General features: G+C 58.7%; 13 protein-coding genes. 2 read left to right on the forward strand and 11 right to left on the reverse strand.

Annotated features, from left to right (window positions below):
• Positions 1 to 16: 16 nt before the first annotated feature.
• A complete protein-coding gene (locus ACUUL3_RS09090; protein ID WP_448550659.1) occupies positions 17 to 352 on the reverse strand; it encodes a hypothetical protein in 336 nt (111 codons plus the stop codon).
• A 269-nt stretch (positions 353 to 621) separates the two neighbouring features.
• Here ACUUL3_RS09090 and gltX point away from each other — a divergent pair, with 269 nt between their 5' ends.
• Positions 622 to 2100: a glutamate--tRNA ligase gene (gene gltX / locus ACUUL3_RS09095; RefSeq protein WP_448550660.1), complete on the forward strand. Its 1479-nt coding sequence runs from the start codon at positions 622 to 624 to the stop codon at positions 2098 to 2100.
• A 73-nt stretch (positions 2101 to 2173) separates the two neighbouring features.
• Positions 2174 to 3862 carry a glutamine--tRNA ligase/YqeY domain fusion protein gene (locus tag ACUUL3_RS09100; protein ID WP_448550661.1) on the forward strand — a complete coding sequence of 563 codons (1689 nt, stop codon included), beginning with the start codon at positions 2174 to 2176 and terminating at the stop codon, positions 3860 to 3862.
• 56 nt (positions 3863 to 3918) lie between these two features.
• Here the strand turns inward: ACUUL3_RS09100 and fbp are convergent, their stop codons facing one another.
• From fbp to ACUUL3_RS09150, 10 genes are all read right to left on the reverse strand, one after another.
• Complete coding sequence (fbp, locus tag ACUUL3_RS09105) at positions 3919 to 4944, reverse strand: class 1 fructose-bisphosphatase (RefSeq protein ID WP_448550662.1); 1026 nt, start codon at positions 4942 to 4944, stop codon at positions 3919 to 3921.
• Between the two features lie 395 nt (positions 4945 to 5339).
• Positions 5340 to 6926, reverse strand: a complete 1587-nt coding sequence (locus ACUUL3_RS09110; RefSeq protein WP_448550663.1) for a response regulator — start codon at positions 6924 to 6926, stop codon at positions 5340 to 5342.
• Positions 6927 to 7060: 134 nt separating this feature from the next.
• A complete protein-coding gene (locus ACUUL3_RS09115; RefSeq protein WP_448550664.1) occupies positions 7061 to 8125 on the reverse strand; it encodes a protein-glutamate methylesterase/protein-glutamine glutaminase in 1065 nt (354 codons plus the stop codon).
• Positions 8126 to 8135: 10 nt separating this feature from the next.
• On the reverse strand, positions 8136 to 8654 hold the full coding sequence (locus tag ACUUL3_RS09120) for a chemotaxis protein CheD (protein ID WP_448550665.1): 519 nt from the start codon (positions 8652 to 8654) through the stop codon (positions 8136 to 8138).
• Positions 8645 to 9499 (reverse strand): CheR family methyltransferase, encoded by an 855-nt coding sequence (locus ACUUL3_RS09125; protein ID WP_448550666.1) that lies wholly within the window; start codon positions 9497 to 9499, stop codon positions 8645 to 8647. The genes ACUUL3_RS09120 and ACUUL3_RS09125 overlap by 10 nt, the downstream gene beginning before the upstream one ends.
• 41 nt (positions 9500 to 9540) lie before the next feature.
• A complete protein-coding gene (locus ACUUL3_RS09130) occupies positions 9541 to 10095 on the reverse strand; it encodes a chemotaxis protein CheW (RefSeq protein WP_448550667.1) in 555 nt (184 codons plus the stop codon).
• A gap of 216 nt (positions 10096 to 10311) precedes the next feature.
• Positions 10312 to 12429, reverse strand: a complete 2118-nt coding sequence (locus ACUUL3_RS09135; protein WP_448550668.1) for a chemotaxis protein CheA — start codon at positions 12427 to 12429, stop codon at positions 10312 to 10314.
• Positions 12430 to 12490: 61 nt separating this feature from the next.
• The gene (locus tag ACUUL3_RS09140) at positions 12491 to 14149 is read right to left on the reverse strand and encodes a methyl-accepting chemotaxis protein (protein WP_448550669.1); all 1659 of its coding nucleotides are present in this window, start codon (positions 14147 to 14149) and stop codon (positions 12491 to 12493) included.
• A gap of 53 nt (positions 14150 to 14202) precedes the next feature.
• Entirely contained in the window at positions 14203 to 15984 is a 1782-nt protein-coding gene (locus ACUUL3_RS09145) for a methyl-accepting chemotaxis protein (protein ID WP_448550670.1), read from the reverse strand.
• 216 nt (positions 15985 to 16200) lie between these two features.
• The gene (locus tag ACUUL3_RS09150; RefSeq protein ID WP_448550671.1) at positions 16201 to 18333 is read right to left on the reverse strand and encodes a HAMP domain-containing methyl-accepting chemotaxis protein; all 2133 of its coding nucleotides are present in this window, start codon (positions 18331 to 18333) and stop codon (positions 16201 to 16203) included.
• Between the last annotated feature and the right edge of the window lie 48 nt (positions 18334 to 18381).

Raw genomic sequence — 18381 nt, forward strand, 5'->3', positions numbered from 1 at the left:
TAAGTTTTGGTTTCGCTTACGCAACCAGATCGATTCCCCGCCGCTGCTGCTCACTGCGCGACATCTGTTCCTGTTGCTGGCGGGCAGGCGGCTCACGCCTTTCCGACTCGCGCACCGTCTCTTCCGCCCTGTTCTGATTCGCGGTTTGCGCGGGCTGGGTTACTGCCCGTGATGCCTCAAGGGCGGCGGCGGAAATGCTGGTGATAACGTCCGGAGAGGTCTGGCTGGTTTGCCCGGCTTCCTGGCGTGGTGTGTTCTTTGCCCTGCTCGCATAATCTGCCTGCGGGGCAGCGTTGGAGCGGTCGGTTTTCACGTTGGTTTGCACCGAAGTGGCGGTCGGGTCGAGCAGCATTATTCCACCTCCCTGTTCCCTGAGGACTCCCGGAAAAATCCGGGCCAGATGACTTACGATCATTACATATTATAATGCTGTTTTCCAGGAAAGCAACTGCTTTTGATAATGATTCCCATCAGAAGCCTCCCTTGCGTTCCACATGCTTTTTCAGCAGCATCCTATTGAATAACGTGGCAAAACGATATATAAAAGCACATCCATGAATGATCCCCATTGCGCATGGTCATGCCAGTCACCGCGTTTCCGATTCCTGAAGGAGAATTTCCATGTCTGAAGTAAGAGTCCGTTTCCCACCGAGCCCAACCGGCTATCTCCATATCGGCGGGGCCAGAACCGCTATCTACAACTGGCTTTTTGCCAGGAAGCACGGAGGGAAACTGGTTTTACGCATCGAAGACACCGATGCCGAGCGTTCCACCAAGGAATCCATCGCGGGAATCATCGATGGTCTGGAGTGGCTCGGGGTGACCTGGGATGAGGGCCCCTATTTCCAGTCGGAACATGCCAAGGAACATGTGGCCGCCGCCCAGAAACTTCTGGCTGACGGCAACGCCTATAAATGTTTTTGCAGCAAGGAGACGCTGGACGCCAAACGGGAAGCGGCCGCCGCCGCCAAGGGCGATTACAAGTATGACGGCACCTGCCGCAGCCTGAGCCCGGAAGAGGTCAGGAGCAAGGAGGCGCAGGGAATCCCTTACGTCATCCGCTTCAAGGTGCCACGCGAGGCCGGCAAGGTCGGCTTCGACGATCAGGTCTACGGTCGGGTCGAACGCGGCTACGAGGATATCGAGGATTTCGTCATTGTCCGCTCAAACGGCATGCCCCTCTATCTGCTCTGCAACGTGGTGGATGACATCCGCGACCGCATCAGCCACATCATCCGAGGGCAGGACGGCCTCAGCAACACCCCGCGGCAGATCCTCCTCTACAAGGCCCTGGGCGCCCCGTTGCCGGTCTTTGCCCATATGCCGCTGACCCTTGACCTCAACAAGGCAAAAATCTCGAAACGAAGCCACGGCGAGATCGTCTCGGTCCAGTTCTACCGCGAGCAGGGCTTCATCCCCTGGGCACTGGCCAACTTCCTCGTTCTTCTGGGCTGGTCCACCTCGGACGACCGGGAGATTTTTTCCAGGGAGGAGCTGATCGAGGCCTTTTCTCTGGCGGGCATCACCCGTTCAAACTCCATTTTCAACTACCGCAAGGACGACCCAAAATTCTTCACGGATCCCAAGGCGATCAACATCAATGCTCACTACCTGCGCACCATGCCCATTGAGGAAATCGGCCCCCTGGTGAAAACGATCTTCATCAAGGAAGGGCTCTGGGATGACAGCTATGATGGCGAAAAGAAAGCGTGGTACCTGAAAACCCTGGACCTGCTCAGGGAGCGTTTCCACACCCTGAGGGACTTCGCCTCCCTTGGCCGCGCCTTCTTTGCCGACGACTTTGCCATGGATGAAACCGCCTTAAACAAAAATCTCCTCAAATATCCGGAGCTCAAGGAATGGCTGCCGAGGCTGGCCGACCGTTTCGCTCAGCTTGCCGAGATCACCCACGACGATGCCGAACGCATTGCCCGGGAGTTTGCCGAGGAGGTCGGGGTCAAGCCCGGCATTCCCATCAACGGCGCCCGCGCGGTGATCACCGGTCAGGTCAAGGGCCCGAGCATGTTCGAGGTGTTCGGCCTGATCGGCAGGGACCGGGTTGTCGCCCGCCTTAGAGACACTCCGAAATACTTCGCATAAAAATCGCCGGCAAAGAACACGAGGTTTTTCATTTTCAGATTCTTTCCCGGCAAAAAATATCTGGTACTTGCATATGAGCAGCGACGAGATTCAGGCAAAGGATTTTATCCGCACCATCATTGCCGACGACCTGAAAACCGGCAAGCATGACCGCATCGTCACCCGCTTCCCGCCGGAGCCCAACGGCTACCTCCACATCGGCCACGCCAAGTCGATCTGCCTGAACTTCGGCATTGCCAGGGAGAACAGCAACGCCCGCTGCCACCTGCGTTTCGATGACACCAATCCCACCAAGGAGGAGGTGGAGTATGTGGAATCGATCAAGGACAACGTCCGCTGGCTGGGCTTTGACTGGGGAGAGCATCTCTACTTCGCCTCGGATTATTTTGCCAAGCTCTACGAGTATGCCGAACATCTGATCAAAACCGGCAAGGCCTATGTCTGCGATCTTTCCGCCGACGAGATTCGCCGGTATCGCGGCACCCTCACCGAACCGGGTAAGGACAGCCCATACCGCAGCCGTTCCGTCGCGGAAAATCTCGATCTGTTCCGGCGCATGCGGGCAGGCGAATTCCCGGACGGCAGTCGGGTGCTCAGGGCCAAGATCGACATGGCCTCCGGCAATCTGAACATGCGCGACCCGGTCCTCTACCGGATCCTGCATGCCAGCCACCACCGCACCGGCGACCAATGGTGCCTCTACCCCATGTACGACTATACCCATCCCATCTCCGATGCCCTGGAGGGGATCACCCACTCCCTCTGCACCCTGGAGTTCGCCGACCATCGCCCCCTCTACGACTGGACCCTGGACAATCTGCCGGTGCCCTGCCACCCGCGTCAGATCGAATTCGCGAGGCTCAACCTCAGCTATACGGTGGTGAGCAAACGCAAGCTCCTGCAACTGGTGAACGAAGGCTTTGTTTCGGGTTGGGATGATCCGCGGATGCCGACGCTTTCCGGCATTCGCCGCCGGGGTTACCCTCCGGCGGCAATCCGGAGCTTCTGCGAAAAAATCGGCATCGCCAAAAAAGACAGCGTGGTGGACGTGGCGCTCCTTGAGCACTGCGTCCGGGAAGACCTCAACGAAAGCGCGCCCCGGGTCATGGGGGTGCTGGAGCCGCTCAAGGTGGTGATCACCAACTACCCGGCAGACAAGGAGGAGGAACTCACGGCCCAGAATCATCCCCAGAAACCGGAGATGGGAACGCGAACCGTCCCCTTTGCCCGCGAGGTCTATATCGAGCGGGAGGATTTCATGGAGGAGCCGCAGAAGAAGTTTTTCCGCCTGGCTCCCGGTCGGGAGGTCAGGTTACGCTATGCTTATTTCATCAAGTGCGAAAAGGTGGTCAAGGATGCCCAGACCGGCGAGGTCACCGAACTGCATTGCACCTACGACCCTGAGACCTTGGGCGGCAACGCCCCGGACGGCCGGAAGGTGAAGGGGACCATCCACTGGGTTGCCGCCCAAAGGGCAGTGCCTGCCGAGGTGCGGCTCTATGACCGGCTCTTCACCGAAGAAAGCCCGGACAATGCCGCAAGCGGCGCTGATTTCAAATCCTTTGTCAACCCCGATTCCCTCCGGACCCTCACCGGCTGCCTGGTGGAGCCGAGCCTGACCGGAGCAGTCCCGGAGAGCCTGTACCAGTTCGAGCGCCAGGGCTATTTTTGCGTGGACCGGGCGGACTCCACCCCGGAAAAGCTGGTCTTCAACCGGACCGTCACCCTGCGCGACACCTGGGCCAAGGTGCAGGACAAATAAAAAAGCCGGGGCATGAAACGCCCCGGCTTTTTTTTCATCCATCCCTTGGCTGCCGCCTATCGCTTCCCGGCACAAAACTCCTCAAAAAGATCCACTTCTTCCCGGCTGCCGATCACAAGCGGCACACGCTGGTGCAGGGAGGTGGGATTGATATCAAGGATATTCACCCCGTCATCGGTGATGGCGCGGCCGCCGGCCTGTTCGACGATAAAGGCCAAGGGCGACGCTTCGTAGAGCAACCGCAGCTTGCCGTGGGGTTTGGCCGGGTTCCGGTTGTCCCGCGGATAGAGAAAGATGCCGCCGGCTATGAGATTGCGGTGAAAATCCGCCACCAGCGAGCCGATGTACCGGCCGTTGTATGGCCGCCCGCTCTCCCGGTCGTCCTCCTTCAGGTACTCCACGAACCGCCGCATCTCAGGCGCCCAGAAATTATAATTTCCCTCATTGACGCTGAAGTACTTGCTGCGGGCAGGAATGGTGATATCCGGGTGGGAAAGGTAGAATTCGCCCACGCTGGGATCCAGGGTGAAGCCATGCACCCCCTCGCCGGTGCTGAACACCAGCATCGTGCTTGAACCGTAAATGATATAACCGGCAGCCACCTGCTCGCGTCCAGGCTGCAACAGGTCCGACTCCTCCCCCTGCCGCAGATGATCGTGAAGAGACTTGCGGCGATGGATGGAAAAAATGGTGCCGATGTTGACATTCACGTCGATATTGGAGGAGCCGTCCAGGGGGTCGAAAGCCAGGGTGTACTTGCCCTCGTAGCCATCGGCCACCGGTATGATATCCGCCTCCTCCTCCGAGGTCATCACGCAGATGTAGCCGCAGCGGGCCATCCTGCGCTTGATGGTGTTGTTGGCCAGTTCGTCGAGCTTCTGCACATGCTCGCCCTGGATGTTGGTCTTGCCGGACATGCCGAGGATGTCGGCAAGACCTGCCATGTTCACCTCGGCATTGATGGTTTTCGCGGCCACGATCAGTTCATTGAGCAGGCCGGTCAAATCGCCGGTCGCCTCGGGATGGAGGCGCTGGCTGTCCATGATGTGCCGGCTGACGGTAATTCCAAGCGGTTTGGTCATTGCGGATCCTCAGTAAAAATAAAGCGCACGGTTGCGGGCGATGCGGTCCCGTAAGAATAAACCCTTACGTATCCGCAAACGGGCCGCCAGGGCACCATACTTAAAACAGCGTCAGGAGCGCGCTTATCTCCGATGCCGACGGGAATGCCTTGTAAATATTACGGAAGAAAGGCATGGAGGTCAAACAAAATAACCTGCAAAAGAACGCGGCGCGACGGGGCCGTCAGGGGGCATGCGTCTTTTTGCCGGACGGGCGAAAAAGGTCTTTCTCGGCCCTCAAAGCGCATTTGCGCGGAAATTGCCCTGGCTGCTTTGATTCCCATGCATTGGCACAAAAAAAAGAGCCTGCACAGGGCAGGCTCCGGGCAGTCGCGGCAAAAGAGAAGGGCTTTCGCTCAGGCAAACATCTGGCCGATCTTTGCCTTGAAATCGTCCTTGGAAAAAGGTTTGGTGATGAAATCGGTGACTCCGGCCTGCCGGGCGAGGTCGGACTGGGATTTCTCCGATTCGGTGGTGGCCATGAGGATGGGCACCTTGCCAAGCTCCTGCTTCCTTCGTATCTCGCGGGTCAATTCGATGCCGTCCATGTTGGGCATGTTCATGTCGGTGATGATCAGGTCGAACTCGTTGTCGATCTGCAGGTAGTCAAAAGCCTGCTTGCCGTCTTCCACCGTGACCAGCTCCATGCCCAGATCCGCGGCGACCCCCTTGTAGAAGAAAAGCATGGCCTTGGAGTCATCTGCGGCGAGAATCCGTTTCCCTCCGGCGCCTGCGCCTTCAACCTGCAGCCGGGCAATGTCCTGGGCAGCCTCACTCCCGCCGATTTTCTCAAGCTCCGCCCGGAAGGCGCCGATGGCATCCTGGTCACCCGAGGTCTGAATAGCCAGGAGCACGGCATCCCGCTGCTGCCCGTCTTTATAGAGAGCGGCGAAAAGATGCCGGGCATGGGTGGTGACAATGGCACTCAACACCCGCTTGGCCTGTGCATCGTTTCTGGCGATGGTCGCGTTGAGTATCTTGACGACGCCGGGGTTGCACTGGTGGTCAAGAGCCGTAACCACCGCAATGAGGACGAGCTCCTCTTCCTCGGCAAGGCCGTCGGTCAGGCCGATGACGCTGCGCATGGAACTGATCCGGCCCAGGGCCTCATAAATCGCGAATTTCAGATTGGCTTCTCCAGCCTTTTCAAGATGGGCGACCAGAATATCCGCCCCCTGCTTCCTGCCGGTCATGCCGATGACGTTGGCGGCCATGATCTTTTCGTCCTTGTCCCCGGAGTCGAGACAACGCTCCAGGGCAGGCAGGATCGCTTCCCCCATGTCGGCAAGGGCGGAGATAACGACCCTGCGGAAGGAAGGATTGCCATGATGGATGAAGCCGATGAGAAAAGCAGAGGTTTTTTCATCGGAAAACCGGGCAAGATTTTCCACCGCCAGGGCGGTGCGCAAATCACATCCGGTGGCTGTGCCCTTCACCTCGTTGCTGGAGGAGACCATCTCCATCAGGGCGTCACGCACCCTGTTGTCGTGGAGTTCGGCAAGTCCGCGCATGGCCCAGGCGACCACGGAGTAGTCATCGTGACTCAGAAACGGCAGAAAAGTGTCGATCAACGCACTGTCTTTGTAGTTAACAAGCGCTCGGATAATTTCCGAAACCAGTTCATTGCTGTTCGCGGCGGCGAGGAGTTTGACCAGGGCGTCTTTCAGGGCGGGAGAGCCGCCATCCGCGGCCCGGCGGATGCACATGAGCCGCACGGATTCGGAGGGATGCGCGAACCCGGCGACAATCTCCCCTTCCTGGCCGGCCAGAAGATCAAAAAGGGTATGATAGACCATTTCGTCGACAGCCTGGTCGCCAAGGGGATTGGCGTAAAGATCCCACAGCTCCGGGATGGCCTGCGCCTGCTTGGACTCTTTGATCTCGTCCAGGATGGTGATCTGTTCGATCATATCTTTTTGAGCAAAATCCTTTAAGAGACCCATAACTCTCCTTCTTGCTTTTTCTCGGGACAAAATGCGCGCGATCCCATCAGATCCTCGGATTTGCAGGAGGCGGCAGCTACCCGTAAATCAATGTTATCTTATTGTACAGATTACCAAATAGAGAATCAATTTTTTTACATTCCCGCGATCTGGGGCGCTATTTTTTCCAAGGGAAGCACCTTGTCGACCCCGCCGAGGGCAATGGCCTCCTTGGGCATTCCGAATACCACGCAGGAGGACTCATCCTGGGCGATGGTGTGGGCGCCGGCCTGCTTCATCTCCAGCATCCCCCTGGCGCCGTCATCGCCCATGCCGGTCATGATGATGCCGATGGCGTTCTTGCCCGCATAACGGGCAGTGGAACGAAACAGCACATCCACCGAGGGTCGATGCCGGCAGACCAGCGGCCCGTCCTTGATCTCGACAAAATAGCGCGCCCCGCTCCGCTTGAGCATCATATGTTTGTTGCCCGGAGCGATAAGAGCCTGGCCCCGCAGCACCGAATCGCCGTCCTGGGCCTCCTTCACCCGGATGCGACAGAGCCCGTTCAACCGTTCGGAAAAGGCCTTGGTAAATCCCTCCGGCATATGCTGGACAATGACGATGCCGGAGCAGTCCCCCGGTAGAGCCTCGAGAAAAACCCGCAGAGCTTCGGTGCCGCCGGTTGAAGCGCCCACCGCCACCACCCGTTCGGTGGTCTGCACCATGGCCTTTGTCGGAGGCGGCGGCAGCATGACATCGGCGGTGAGCTTTTTCTCCACCCGGTGATGGCTGGCCGGCGCGACCCGCCGGACCATGACCCTGGCGGCGGCCTTGACTGCGTCACAGATCCGGATCTTTGATTCCTCAAGAAACTGCTTGGTGCCGAGCTTGGGCTTCTGGATGATATCCACCGCCCCGTACTCCAAGGCCTTGAGGGTAGTTTCCGCTCCTTTTTCGGTCAGGGTGGAACACATCACCACCGGGATGGGATGCTGGCTCATCACCCTGTGCAAAAAGGTGATGCCGTCCATGCGCGGCATCTCCACATCAAGGACGATGACATCCGGCACCTCCCTGGCGATGAGGTCGGCGGCCACATAAGGATCCCGGGCCGCCCCCATGACCTCGATCTGCGGATCGGACTGCAGGGTATCGGTCAGGGTTTGCCTGACCACGGCGGAATCATCAACGATCAGTACACGAATCTTCTTGCCCATGACTCCCTGTTTAGTCGAATGAACGCGGGATACGTTTCAGGAGGACATCTCCGGTATGGGTGTAGAAAAAAAGCTTGCGGCCATGCACCCCTCCCACCTTTTCCACGGCCACGTTGACGTTGAACTTGGCCAGGGCCTCCCTGGCCGCCTTGATGTTCAAGGAACCGATCGTGTTGACCTTGCCCGCCGCGGCGAAACGCATCTCAAGCACGTCGGCGCCGCCAAAGACCTTGGCCACCAAGCCGGCGTTCGGGCAATAAGGATTGCCGTGGGTCAGCACCTCAACCATGTATCGGACCGAGCTTTCCACGAAACGGAAGTTGTCCTCCTGGGCGAGATCCGCCCTTTCCGGCATCACGCCATGGCACATGGCGCCCGCCTTCTGCCGCGGGCAGAAGAGGCAGACCGAGATACAGGAACCAAGAATGGTGGTGATCAGGGTCGGCTCAGTGGCGATAAAAAGCTCTCCGGGGTGGAGATTGACCACGGGCAGATCCCCTTGCCGGGGATTTATTTTCGCTACCGGCATCGGTACACCGCCGAAGCGACCCGATCCACCCGGTCCACAATACCTTCCAGGGTTTCCGAATGGCCGGTAAAAAGGTACCCCCTGGGAGCGAACTGCCTGTAGAATTTCTCGAAGAGTTCGCACTGGGTTTTGCGATCAAAATAGATGATGACGTTTCGGCAGAAGATGATGTCCATCTTCTGCTCGATGCCGAAATCCCGGTCCATGAAGTTGAGCCGTTTGAAGGTCACCTTGCGGCGAAGCTCCGGCACGATCCGATGGAATCCCTTGTAATCCCCCTTGCCGCGCATCAGGTATTTGTTGCGAAAAGCCCCCGGCACCGGCGCCACGGCATCGTTGGCGTAGATCGCCTCCTGGGCCTTGGCCAGGACTTCGGTGCAGATATCGGTGGCAAGAATGGAATAGTCAAAACCGGGACAACGGGACAGGTAATCATCGAGAACCATGGCCAGGGTGTAAGGCTCCTCGCCGCTGGAACAGCCGGCGCTCCAGACCCTGATCACCTTGCGGCCGGTGTTGTTCAGCCGGTTTACATACTCGGGGAGAACTACCCCGGTCAGCACCTCGTAATGTTTGGGCTCCCGGAAGAAATCCGTCTTGTTGGTGCTGACCACATCGATCATGTGGCACAGCTCCTTGCTCTGCCCCTCGGCGCTCAGGACATAATCGAGGTAGGCGGAAAAGGATTCGATGTGGAGCTGCCGCAACCGCTTCTGCAGGCGGGCGGAGAGCATGGTTTTTTTGATGGGGGGCAGCTTGATGCCGCACGCATCATAAATAAAGGCGCTGAAGCGCTTGAAATCCCGATCACTCAGCGCAGGTTGCGCGCCCGTCGACCAATCCATCGATGTTCCCTGGGTAGAGCCCGGCATTGTCGGCAGTCAACTCATGCTTCGGAAACAGCGCCTTCCTCCGGCATGGCCTCGGCCGCCTTGGCAATGGCCGCGCTGTCCAGATCCCGCAGGGCAAGTTCGCCTTCGCTGGCCAGGACCTTGTCGATGTCGAGAATGATGAGAAACTTCTCTTCTGTCTGGCGGCCCATGCCCTTGATGAACTCGGTATTGAGATTGGTGCCCATCTTGGGAACCGATTCAATGTCGGAGGCATTGAGATCCAGAACCATCTGCACGGAATCGGTCAGGACCCCCATCTCCACCATGCTGCCGTCGACCTCAAGCTCGACGATCATGATACAGGTGTTCTTGGTGTAGGAGATCGACCCCATTCCCAGCTTCTGGCCCAGATCCATCACCGGAACCACGTTGCCGCGCAGGTTGATGACGCCGCTCAGATAATCGGGCATCCTGGGGATCCTGGTCATGGTGGTAACGTCCAGAACCTCCCTGACCTTGGAAATTTCGATGGCAAACCCTTCCTCACGGAGCGTAAAGGTAAGATATTGAGTCGCCTGCTGCTGGACATTCTCATTTTTCGTAGCCATATGCCCTCTCCCTGTTCCTTTTTTGCCGGCATCGTAGCAGAACAACGATGCCAACGGTTATTTCGCTGTCATTCCTTGCGTCAGCGTCACGGCCCTTTTGGGTTCGGATGTCCCGACAGGGCCATCATCCTTCCCGCTGACTGCTTTTCGTATTCAATGCCGACGATGCCGGCTCTCCGGCAATGCGGGATAAGCAGGCAGCAGCCCCCCATCCTTTCAGCTGTTCAGGGCCGCATACTCTTCGCGCTGGGCCCACTTCATCACGTCAGGAACATCCAGAATCAAGGCGACATGCCCGTTGCCAAGAATTGTCGAGCCGGAAAGGCCGGTGGCATTGCGGTAGATCCAGCCCAGCGATTTCAGAACCGTCTGGTGCTCCCCCACCACGTCGTCAAGAACCAGCCCGAACCGTTCGCCATTGATGCGGGTAATGACCATCTGTTCAAGCTCGGGCCTCTCGCCCGGAATGGCGAAAAAGTCCCGCAGGCGCACATAGGGCACCAGCTGGTCGCGAACCGGCAGCACCCGTCGGCCGTGGAACTTGGCGATATCCTCCTTGCCGAGTTCCACGCACTCTTCCACCTGGGTGAGCGGCATGACAAAGTAGGTGTCCTCCACTTTCACCAGGAGGCCGTCGATAATGGCAAGGGTAAGCGGCAACATGATGGTGACCGTTGTGCCCTTGCCCTTTTCACTGCCGGTGACATTCACCGAACCCTTCAGGGAATCCACTGTGCTCTTGACCACATCCATGCCTACGCCCCGACCGGAGACACTGGTTACCGTCTTGGCCGTGGAGAGCCCGGGCATGAAAATGGTGTTGCAGATGTCCTGCTGGCTCAGATCCTCGTCGGCCCGGATCAGGCCTTTTTCCAAGGCCTTCTGTCTGATTTTTTCCGCATCCAGGCCCTTGCCGTCGTCGCTCACGGTGATGACGACATTGGCTCCCGAATGGCCGGCGGCCAGAGTAATGGTGCCCTTGCGCGGCTTGCCCGCCTTGAGCCGTTCCTCCGGGGATTCTATACCATGGTCGATGCTGTTGCGGATCAGATGGACCAACGGATCGCCCAATTGGTCAATCACGTTTTTATCAAGCTCGGTCTCCGCCCCTTCGGTGAGCATGGCCACCTCCTTGCCCAGCTCGGCGGAAAGGTCGCGCACCAACCGCTTGAACTTGGCAAAGGTGGTGCCGATGGGCAGCATGCGGATATTGAGGACACAGTCGCGCAGCTCGGCGGTGAGGCGCTCCACCTCCTCCACCGGCTCCACCAGATCGGGATCCTTGTTCTGGGAGGCAACCTGCGTCAACCGGGCCTGGGTCACAACCAGCTCGCCGACCAGATTGATGAGGTGATCCAATTTTTCCGAGGCGACCCGGATGCTTTCCGCTCCCTTGGCTGCTTCGGTCTTCGTTTTGCTCTCCTTGACCATTTTCTGCTCGGCAAGGGCGGCCTCCACCTGGATTTTCGAGACCAGCCGCTCTTCAATCAGCAATTCGCCCAGGGGCCGTTGCCGGTTAAGAACCTTTTTCAGGTCATCAGGAGAAAGCGCTCCTTTTTCCACCAGGATTTCGCCGAGCTTCTTATGCTCCTCAAATGCATCCTCACCCTCGACGGCAAGAACGGTTACCTTCACCTCGCAACTCGACTCGGCAAAGACAAGGACATCCTCCACGGCGTTGATCCCCTTGTCGGCGGTGAGCAGAATTTCCCAGAGGCCGGCCGACTTCTCATCATCCGCGCCTTTTTCATGGAGAAAAACCGTGCATTCGCCGAGGGTTTGCAATTCCTCAAGAAGCTGTTCCATGGTGCTGCCGGCCACAAAAAACTCCTCTGTCGGCTTGATATGGATCCGGTAATGGGTGAGCGTCCCTTCGGTGGGATCTTTTTCCTCCTCCGCAACCGGCTGCGCGGCAACCGATGCTGCCTCCGCCGCTTTCTGCGGAGCGGGTCCGCCGCCAACCAGGGTCTGCAAGGCGCTGATGATCCGCTGCCCCTCGGCCGGGTCTGCTTCGCCGGCGCCGGTCGCGGCATCAAGCAGGGCATAGATGTGGTCACGGGAAGCAAGGGTCAAATCGATGAGATCCTTGGTGACCGGAACCGCGCCGTCCCGTACCTTGTCGAGCACTGTTTCCACATGATGGGTAAAGCCGGCAATATCGTCAAAGCCGAACATTGCCCCGGACCCCTTGATGGTGTGCATCGCCCGGAAAACCCGGCTCACTATCTTCAGATCGGCGGGATTTTTTTCAAGCTCCAAAAGCGAGGTTTCCAACTCTTCAAGAAGTTCGACAGCCTCTTCGCGAAATACCTCCGCGTATTCCGTATCAGCCATAACTCACCTTCGCCCCTCGACGTTAGTTAAAAGATTCCGCACCCAGCACACCACATGCCGCCTAATAGCGTTCAAAGTCGCCCTGCTCGCCAAGAGCAATCCTGGCCCCGCCATTCTGATCGGGCGGAGGAGTGGTCAACGGCCGCCTTCCTGCCGGGCCGTAAGAACTCCCCGACGGTAAGGACAGTGGGCCACCGCCCCGGTGTTTTCCATTCCCGGGAGCCTTCCCTCTCTCGTCGATCTTAAAAAATGCGATCGTCTCCTGAAGATTCGCCGCCTGGGCGGTCAACTCTTCGCTGGTGGAAGCCATCTCCTCGGCGGCGGCGCTGTTTCCCTGAATAACCTGATCAAACTGCTCAACCGCCTTGGCGTTTTCGTCGATCCCCCTTGCCTGTTCATTGCTGGCGGCATCAATCTCCTGAACCAGCTCCGCGGTTCTCTGGATCTGGGGCACAATCTCATTGATGAGCTTGCCGGCACTTGCCGCCGTATCCACGCTTGCCGCGGCCACGCCGCGGATCTCCTGGGCCGAGACCTGGCTCCGTTCCGCAAGCTTGCGCACCTCCGAGGCCACCACGGCAAATCCCTTGCCGTGCTCGCCGGCCCGCGCCGCCTCGATGGCGGCATTTAAGGCCAGCAGATTGGTCTGGCGGGCAATCTCCTCAATGACTTCGATTTTTTCGGCAATATGCTGCATGGCGGAAACCGTTTCCGCCATGGCCCTCCCGCCCTCCACGGCATCCTTGGCGGCCTTGGTGGCAATGGCCGTGGTCTGCCGGGCATTATCGGCGCTCTGGGCCACGGTGCTGGCCAGCTCTTCCATGGCGGAAGAAATCTCCTCCACCGAGGCAGCCTGCTCGCTGGCGCCCTGGGAAATCTGCTGGGAGCTGCTGCTCAACTGGTGACTGCCCGCAGCCACCTGATCGGCAGCCATGCGCACGTCGTGAATAATCTCCTTGAGCTTTTTCTCCATGCGCCCCAACGACCGGGAAAGCTGGCCGATCTCGTCCTCCTGGCACAGCACCACGTGCTCCCTGGTCAAATCGCCATCGGCAATGGCCTCGGCCAGCACAACCATCTTCTGAAGGGCCGCGGCGATCCGGCCGGAAAAAACAAAGGCCAGGGTCACGGTGAAGGCGATGATGGCAAGAGCCAGCATGATGCCGATGAGCCCGGAGAGCCGGATGGTGGACAAGGCACGGGCAATGTCGTTTGCCGCCTCTTCCTCCATTTCCTCTTCCAGCTGGTCCACCTTTTTGCCCAGCATTTCGGCGGCGGCATCGAATTCATCCATGGCCTTCCCGCCGGCGGCCGAATCCCCTTTCACATAGAATTCGGCGGTCCGCTTGCCCTTTTCCAGAAGCTCCGCGAACAATGCCTCCATTTCCTCGATATCACGGCGGTTATCGGGATGAAGCGCCAGCAGGGCCTGGCCATGCTCGCGGAACCTGGCGGCATGTTCCCCGGCATCCTTGCCTGCGCTTTGCAGAACCTCGGGGGTTCGCACGGCGCTCGCGTCCGTGAGAATTTCCAGCACCTGGAGCATCTCGATCTTCATGCCCATGGCCAGCTCATTGCCGCCATAGCCTTTATCCCGCGCAAGCTCGACGCCTGCGACCACCCGGTTCTGGAAAAAACCGTTGACCAGGAGCTGGACCACCAGAACCAGGCAGACACCGCCGAAGGCCAGCAGCATCTTGTTGCGGATATTCTTCTTCATTTCACCTCACCCTGATATAAGATCAACCGCTTGCCGGACGCGCTCACCTCTCCTCAATACCGCTCGAAATCGCCCTCCTCGCCCTCCTTGCCTTTTCCCTTTCCGGACAGATTCAGATTCACGCCGCCGGATACTCTTACTCCCGGAGAGGTCAGACGGCCATTGGCGACAGCGGGCAAGCGCGGCTGTGGAGGTTGGGATTTTCTTTCTCCCGCCGCCTTTCTTGCATACGGCAGCGCATGCGTCCGCGTTTCGTTTCCGGTCTTGAAAAAACTGATGATCTCCTGCAGACGCTGGGATTCGTCAGCCATTCTCGCCGAACTTTCCGACATGGTTTCCGCGGTGGCGGAAAGTTGTTCCGCCGAGGCGGAAAGCTCTTCCGAGGCCTGGGCGTTCTGCTGGATCACCTGATCAAGCTGCTGAATGGCGCCGTTCACCTGCTCGGCTCCGGAGTTCTGTTCGGCGCTGGCGGCGCTGATCTCCTGGACGAGCTGGGCGGTTTTCTGGATGTCCGGCACCAGGGCGGCAAGAAGATTGCCGGCCTTTTCCGCGACCTGGATGCTGGATGAGGAAAGAGTGCTGATCTCGCCCGCCGCGTTCTGGCTCCTTTCAGCCAGCTTGCGCACGGCCGCGGCCACCACGGCAAACCCCTTGCCGTGCTCTCCGGCCCGGGCCGCCTCGATGGCGGCGTTCAAGGCCAGGAGATCCGTCTGGCGGGCGATCTCCTCGATGATGGAAATCTTTTCGGAAATCTCCCGCATGGCCCGCACAGTGGCTTCCACGGATCTGCCGCTCTCCGCGGCCTTGCCGGACGATTCGGTGGCGATCCGTTCGGTTTCCTGGGCGTTGTCGGCATTCTGCTTGATATTGGCGGCCATTTCTTCCATGGCCGAGGAAGACTGTTCGGCCGCGGCGGCCTGCTCGGTGGTTCCCTGGGAAAGCTCTTCCGAGCTTGAGCTGAGCTGCTGGCTCATGGAGGAAACCTGGGCGGAAGAGGTGTTGACGTCGTTGGCCATGGCGAGGACGCCCCCCGCCCCCTCCTGGACATCATTGACAATGGTGCGCAGCTTCGTCACCATCTCCCGCATGGCGAAAAGCATCTGACCGATCTCGTCCTTGCGATTCACCTGCATCTCGACGCAGAGATCCCCTTCGGCAAGTTTCCTGTTTATCTCGACTGCTTCCGCCAGGGGCCGGGTGATGGAGTTGGTCATATACAGGGCAATGGCCAGGGCGATGGTCATGCCGAGAATGGCGAGGATCACGGCCATGCGGATGGTGGCACTGCGTACGCTGTCGTAAGTTTCATCCGCCTCCACGGTTTCCGCTGCCAACGATTTGACGATCTGGTCGAGATCCTCAAGCGTTTCAGCCCGCAGGGAATCGATGTTGCCGTCGAGTTCCCGAATGGCAGCCGTGTGGTCCCCGTCCTGTTCGAGGAGCGGCAGCATCTGTTTTTCAAAAAGATCGAGAAAGGCCTGGTAGTTCGTGGCAAAACGCCGGGCCGCCACCTTTTCCATGTCGGTGTCGGCCAGCTGTTCGACGGCGGCGCTGTCGAACTCCGCCTGCTTGCGTGCTTGGGAAAAATTTCTTCGCGTTTCGTCGAGATGCCGGTTGATGACGGCGTCGGCGATAATCGAATACACCCCTTCGGCCCTGGTGGCGATCTGCCCGATCTTGATGGAGTCGGCGGCCCGGCCGGCTCCTTCATCCTGCAGCCGGGCCAGTCGGTTCATATTGGCAATCTGGTAACCAGCCGATACCACGAAAATGAGAACAACCAGCAGAAAACCGGACATGAGCTGCCGGCCGATCTTAAAATCAGAGAGTTTCACAATGCACCTCCACGGCGGCCGAACAGCTTCGGACCAATTTGCAAAACAAAAAAACAGTTTGTAATTTCATTGAGATATTGCACACTCTCAAAAAATTATAGGTGAAGCAAAAAAGAGATGTCAAATTAAAAGAAAAAGTGGAGATTCTTGAGAAAAAAGGGGTGTGCCTTTTCTCGGCGCCACCCCTTTCCTTACCCACACAAGCAGTTGAAATCCTTAATAACGTTCAAAGTCGCCTTCACCAACCTCCGGCAGGGACAATTTCACTCCCCGTGTTTTTTCGACGTTTTTTTTCCCGACCTTCCCCCCGGGAGGGGAAAGCGCCTTGCGCGGCATTCGCGCCTCTGGAACCAGCCTTCCCCCGCCCGTTTCCAGATCAAAGAAGGAGATGGTGTCCTGCAACTGGGCGGCCTGGGCGGTCAGTTCCTCACTGGTGGAGGCCATCTGCTGGGCCGCTGCACTGTTGGCCTGAATCACCTGATCAAACTGCTGGATGGCGCGGGCATTTTCTTCAATGCCGCGGGCCTGCTCGTTGCTGGCCGCGTCGATCTCATGGATCAACTCGGCGGTTTTCTGAATCTGGGGGACAATCTCGTTGATGAGCTTCCCTGCATTGGCTGCGGTTTCCACGCTGCTGGTGGCCACGCCCTTGATCTCCTGGGCGGAATACTGGCTGCGTTCGGCGAGTTTCCTCACCTCCGAAGCCACCACGGCGAAGCCCTTGCCGTGTTCACCGGCCCGGGCCGCCTCGATGGCGGCGTTCAAGGCCAGCAGATTGGTCTGGCGGGCGATCTCTTCGATCAATTCGATCTTTTCGGCGATATGCTGCATGGCGGTCACTGTCTCGGCCACCGCCTTGCCGCCGGCCACCGCATCCGCCGCCGCCTTATTGGAGATGCTTGCCGTCTGCCTGGCATGATCCGCGGTCTGGGCCACGGTGCTGGCCAGCTCCTCCATGGAGGAGGAAATCTCCTCCACCGAAGCAGCCTGTTCGCTGGCCCCTTGAGAAACCTGCTGCGAGCTGCTGCTCAGCTCCTGACTGCCGGAGGCAACCTGATCAGCGGCCATGCGCACATCCTGGATGATGTTTTTCAGCTTTTCAACCATGGCGGAAAGGGCAAGACCGAAGGCATCCCTTTCCGATTGCACCTTGATCTGCACATTCAGATCGCCGGCCGCGATCTTTTCCGCCGCCTCGGCCATGTGCCTGAGATTCTCCACCATCCGGGCAAGGGCCTTGCCCAGCACATCCTTTTCCGCGGGCGCAACATCGAGGGAAAGGTCGCCCCGGGCAATCTCCCCGGCCAGCTCCGCTTTAGCCCGCAAACTTTTCACCATCTTCTGATGGGCGTGACCGAGGGCATCCTTGCCGGAAAGGAGTTTCACCTCAAAATCAAGATTGCCGGCCGCGACCTCCTCGGCCTCTTTGGCGGTTTCCCGCAGGCTTTCCACCATCTTCGCCAAGGATTTGCCCAGTTCATCCTTATCGGAAAGAACCTTCGCCTCGACATCGAGATCGCCCAAGGCGATCTGCCCGGCAACCCGGGCGGTGGACTTGAAGTTTTCCACCACTTTCTGCATGGCGGAAAGCATGATGCCGACCTCGTCCTTTCGGTCCACCGTGATCTGCTGTTCCGTATCCCCCAGGGCCAAACGCTCGTTCACCTGCACGGCCCTGCCGAGGGGCACGGTGATGTTCCTGCTGACCACAATGGCCAGCAGGATTGCAACGACCGCACCTCCGGCAATGACCGCAGCCAGCACCGTGACTGCCTGCCTGTAAGAGGAGGACGCCTCCTGCCGGGCCGCGGCGATATACGAATCATTGAGATCCTGGAGCTGGTCTATGAAGCCGCGCATCTCCTCGAATTTTTCCATGGTCGGGCCAAGGGTCAGATCAATGGCCAGGGCGCGTCCCTCACGGGTGTCTTCCTTTCGGCCGTCCACCACCTTCCGGGAAAGCCCCTGCCACTCGAGAAAAGACTTGTCGAATTTCGCCAGCAGATCCTTTTCCCTGGCGGTGTCGGCCAGGGCTTTGTACTTGCCCATCCGCTCAATGACCTGGCCCAGATTCTCCTCGTAATCCTTGACCAGATGCGCAAAGACCTCGGACTCGACATTGGCGAAGATCATCGACCGTTCGGAAACGAGAAGCTGCTGCAGATCCCGGTCCGCCGAGATGAGGTAGTTGATGGCAGGAAGTCTCTGTTCGGCAATATCGAAGAGTTGCCCATCGACATGCCTGAGGCCTGTATAACCGGTGGCGCCGATCACGGCCATGAAGAGAATCATCGCGGCGAAACAGAGGGTCAGCTTGGCGGCGACCATCATATCAGACAAACGTTTCATTGACAGAACCTCGCATCAGTTTCCATGTGAAAAGGCGGCCATATTCTG

The sequence above is a fragment of the Thiovibrio sp. JS02 genome (genome assembly GCF_053485635.1).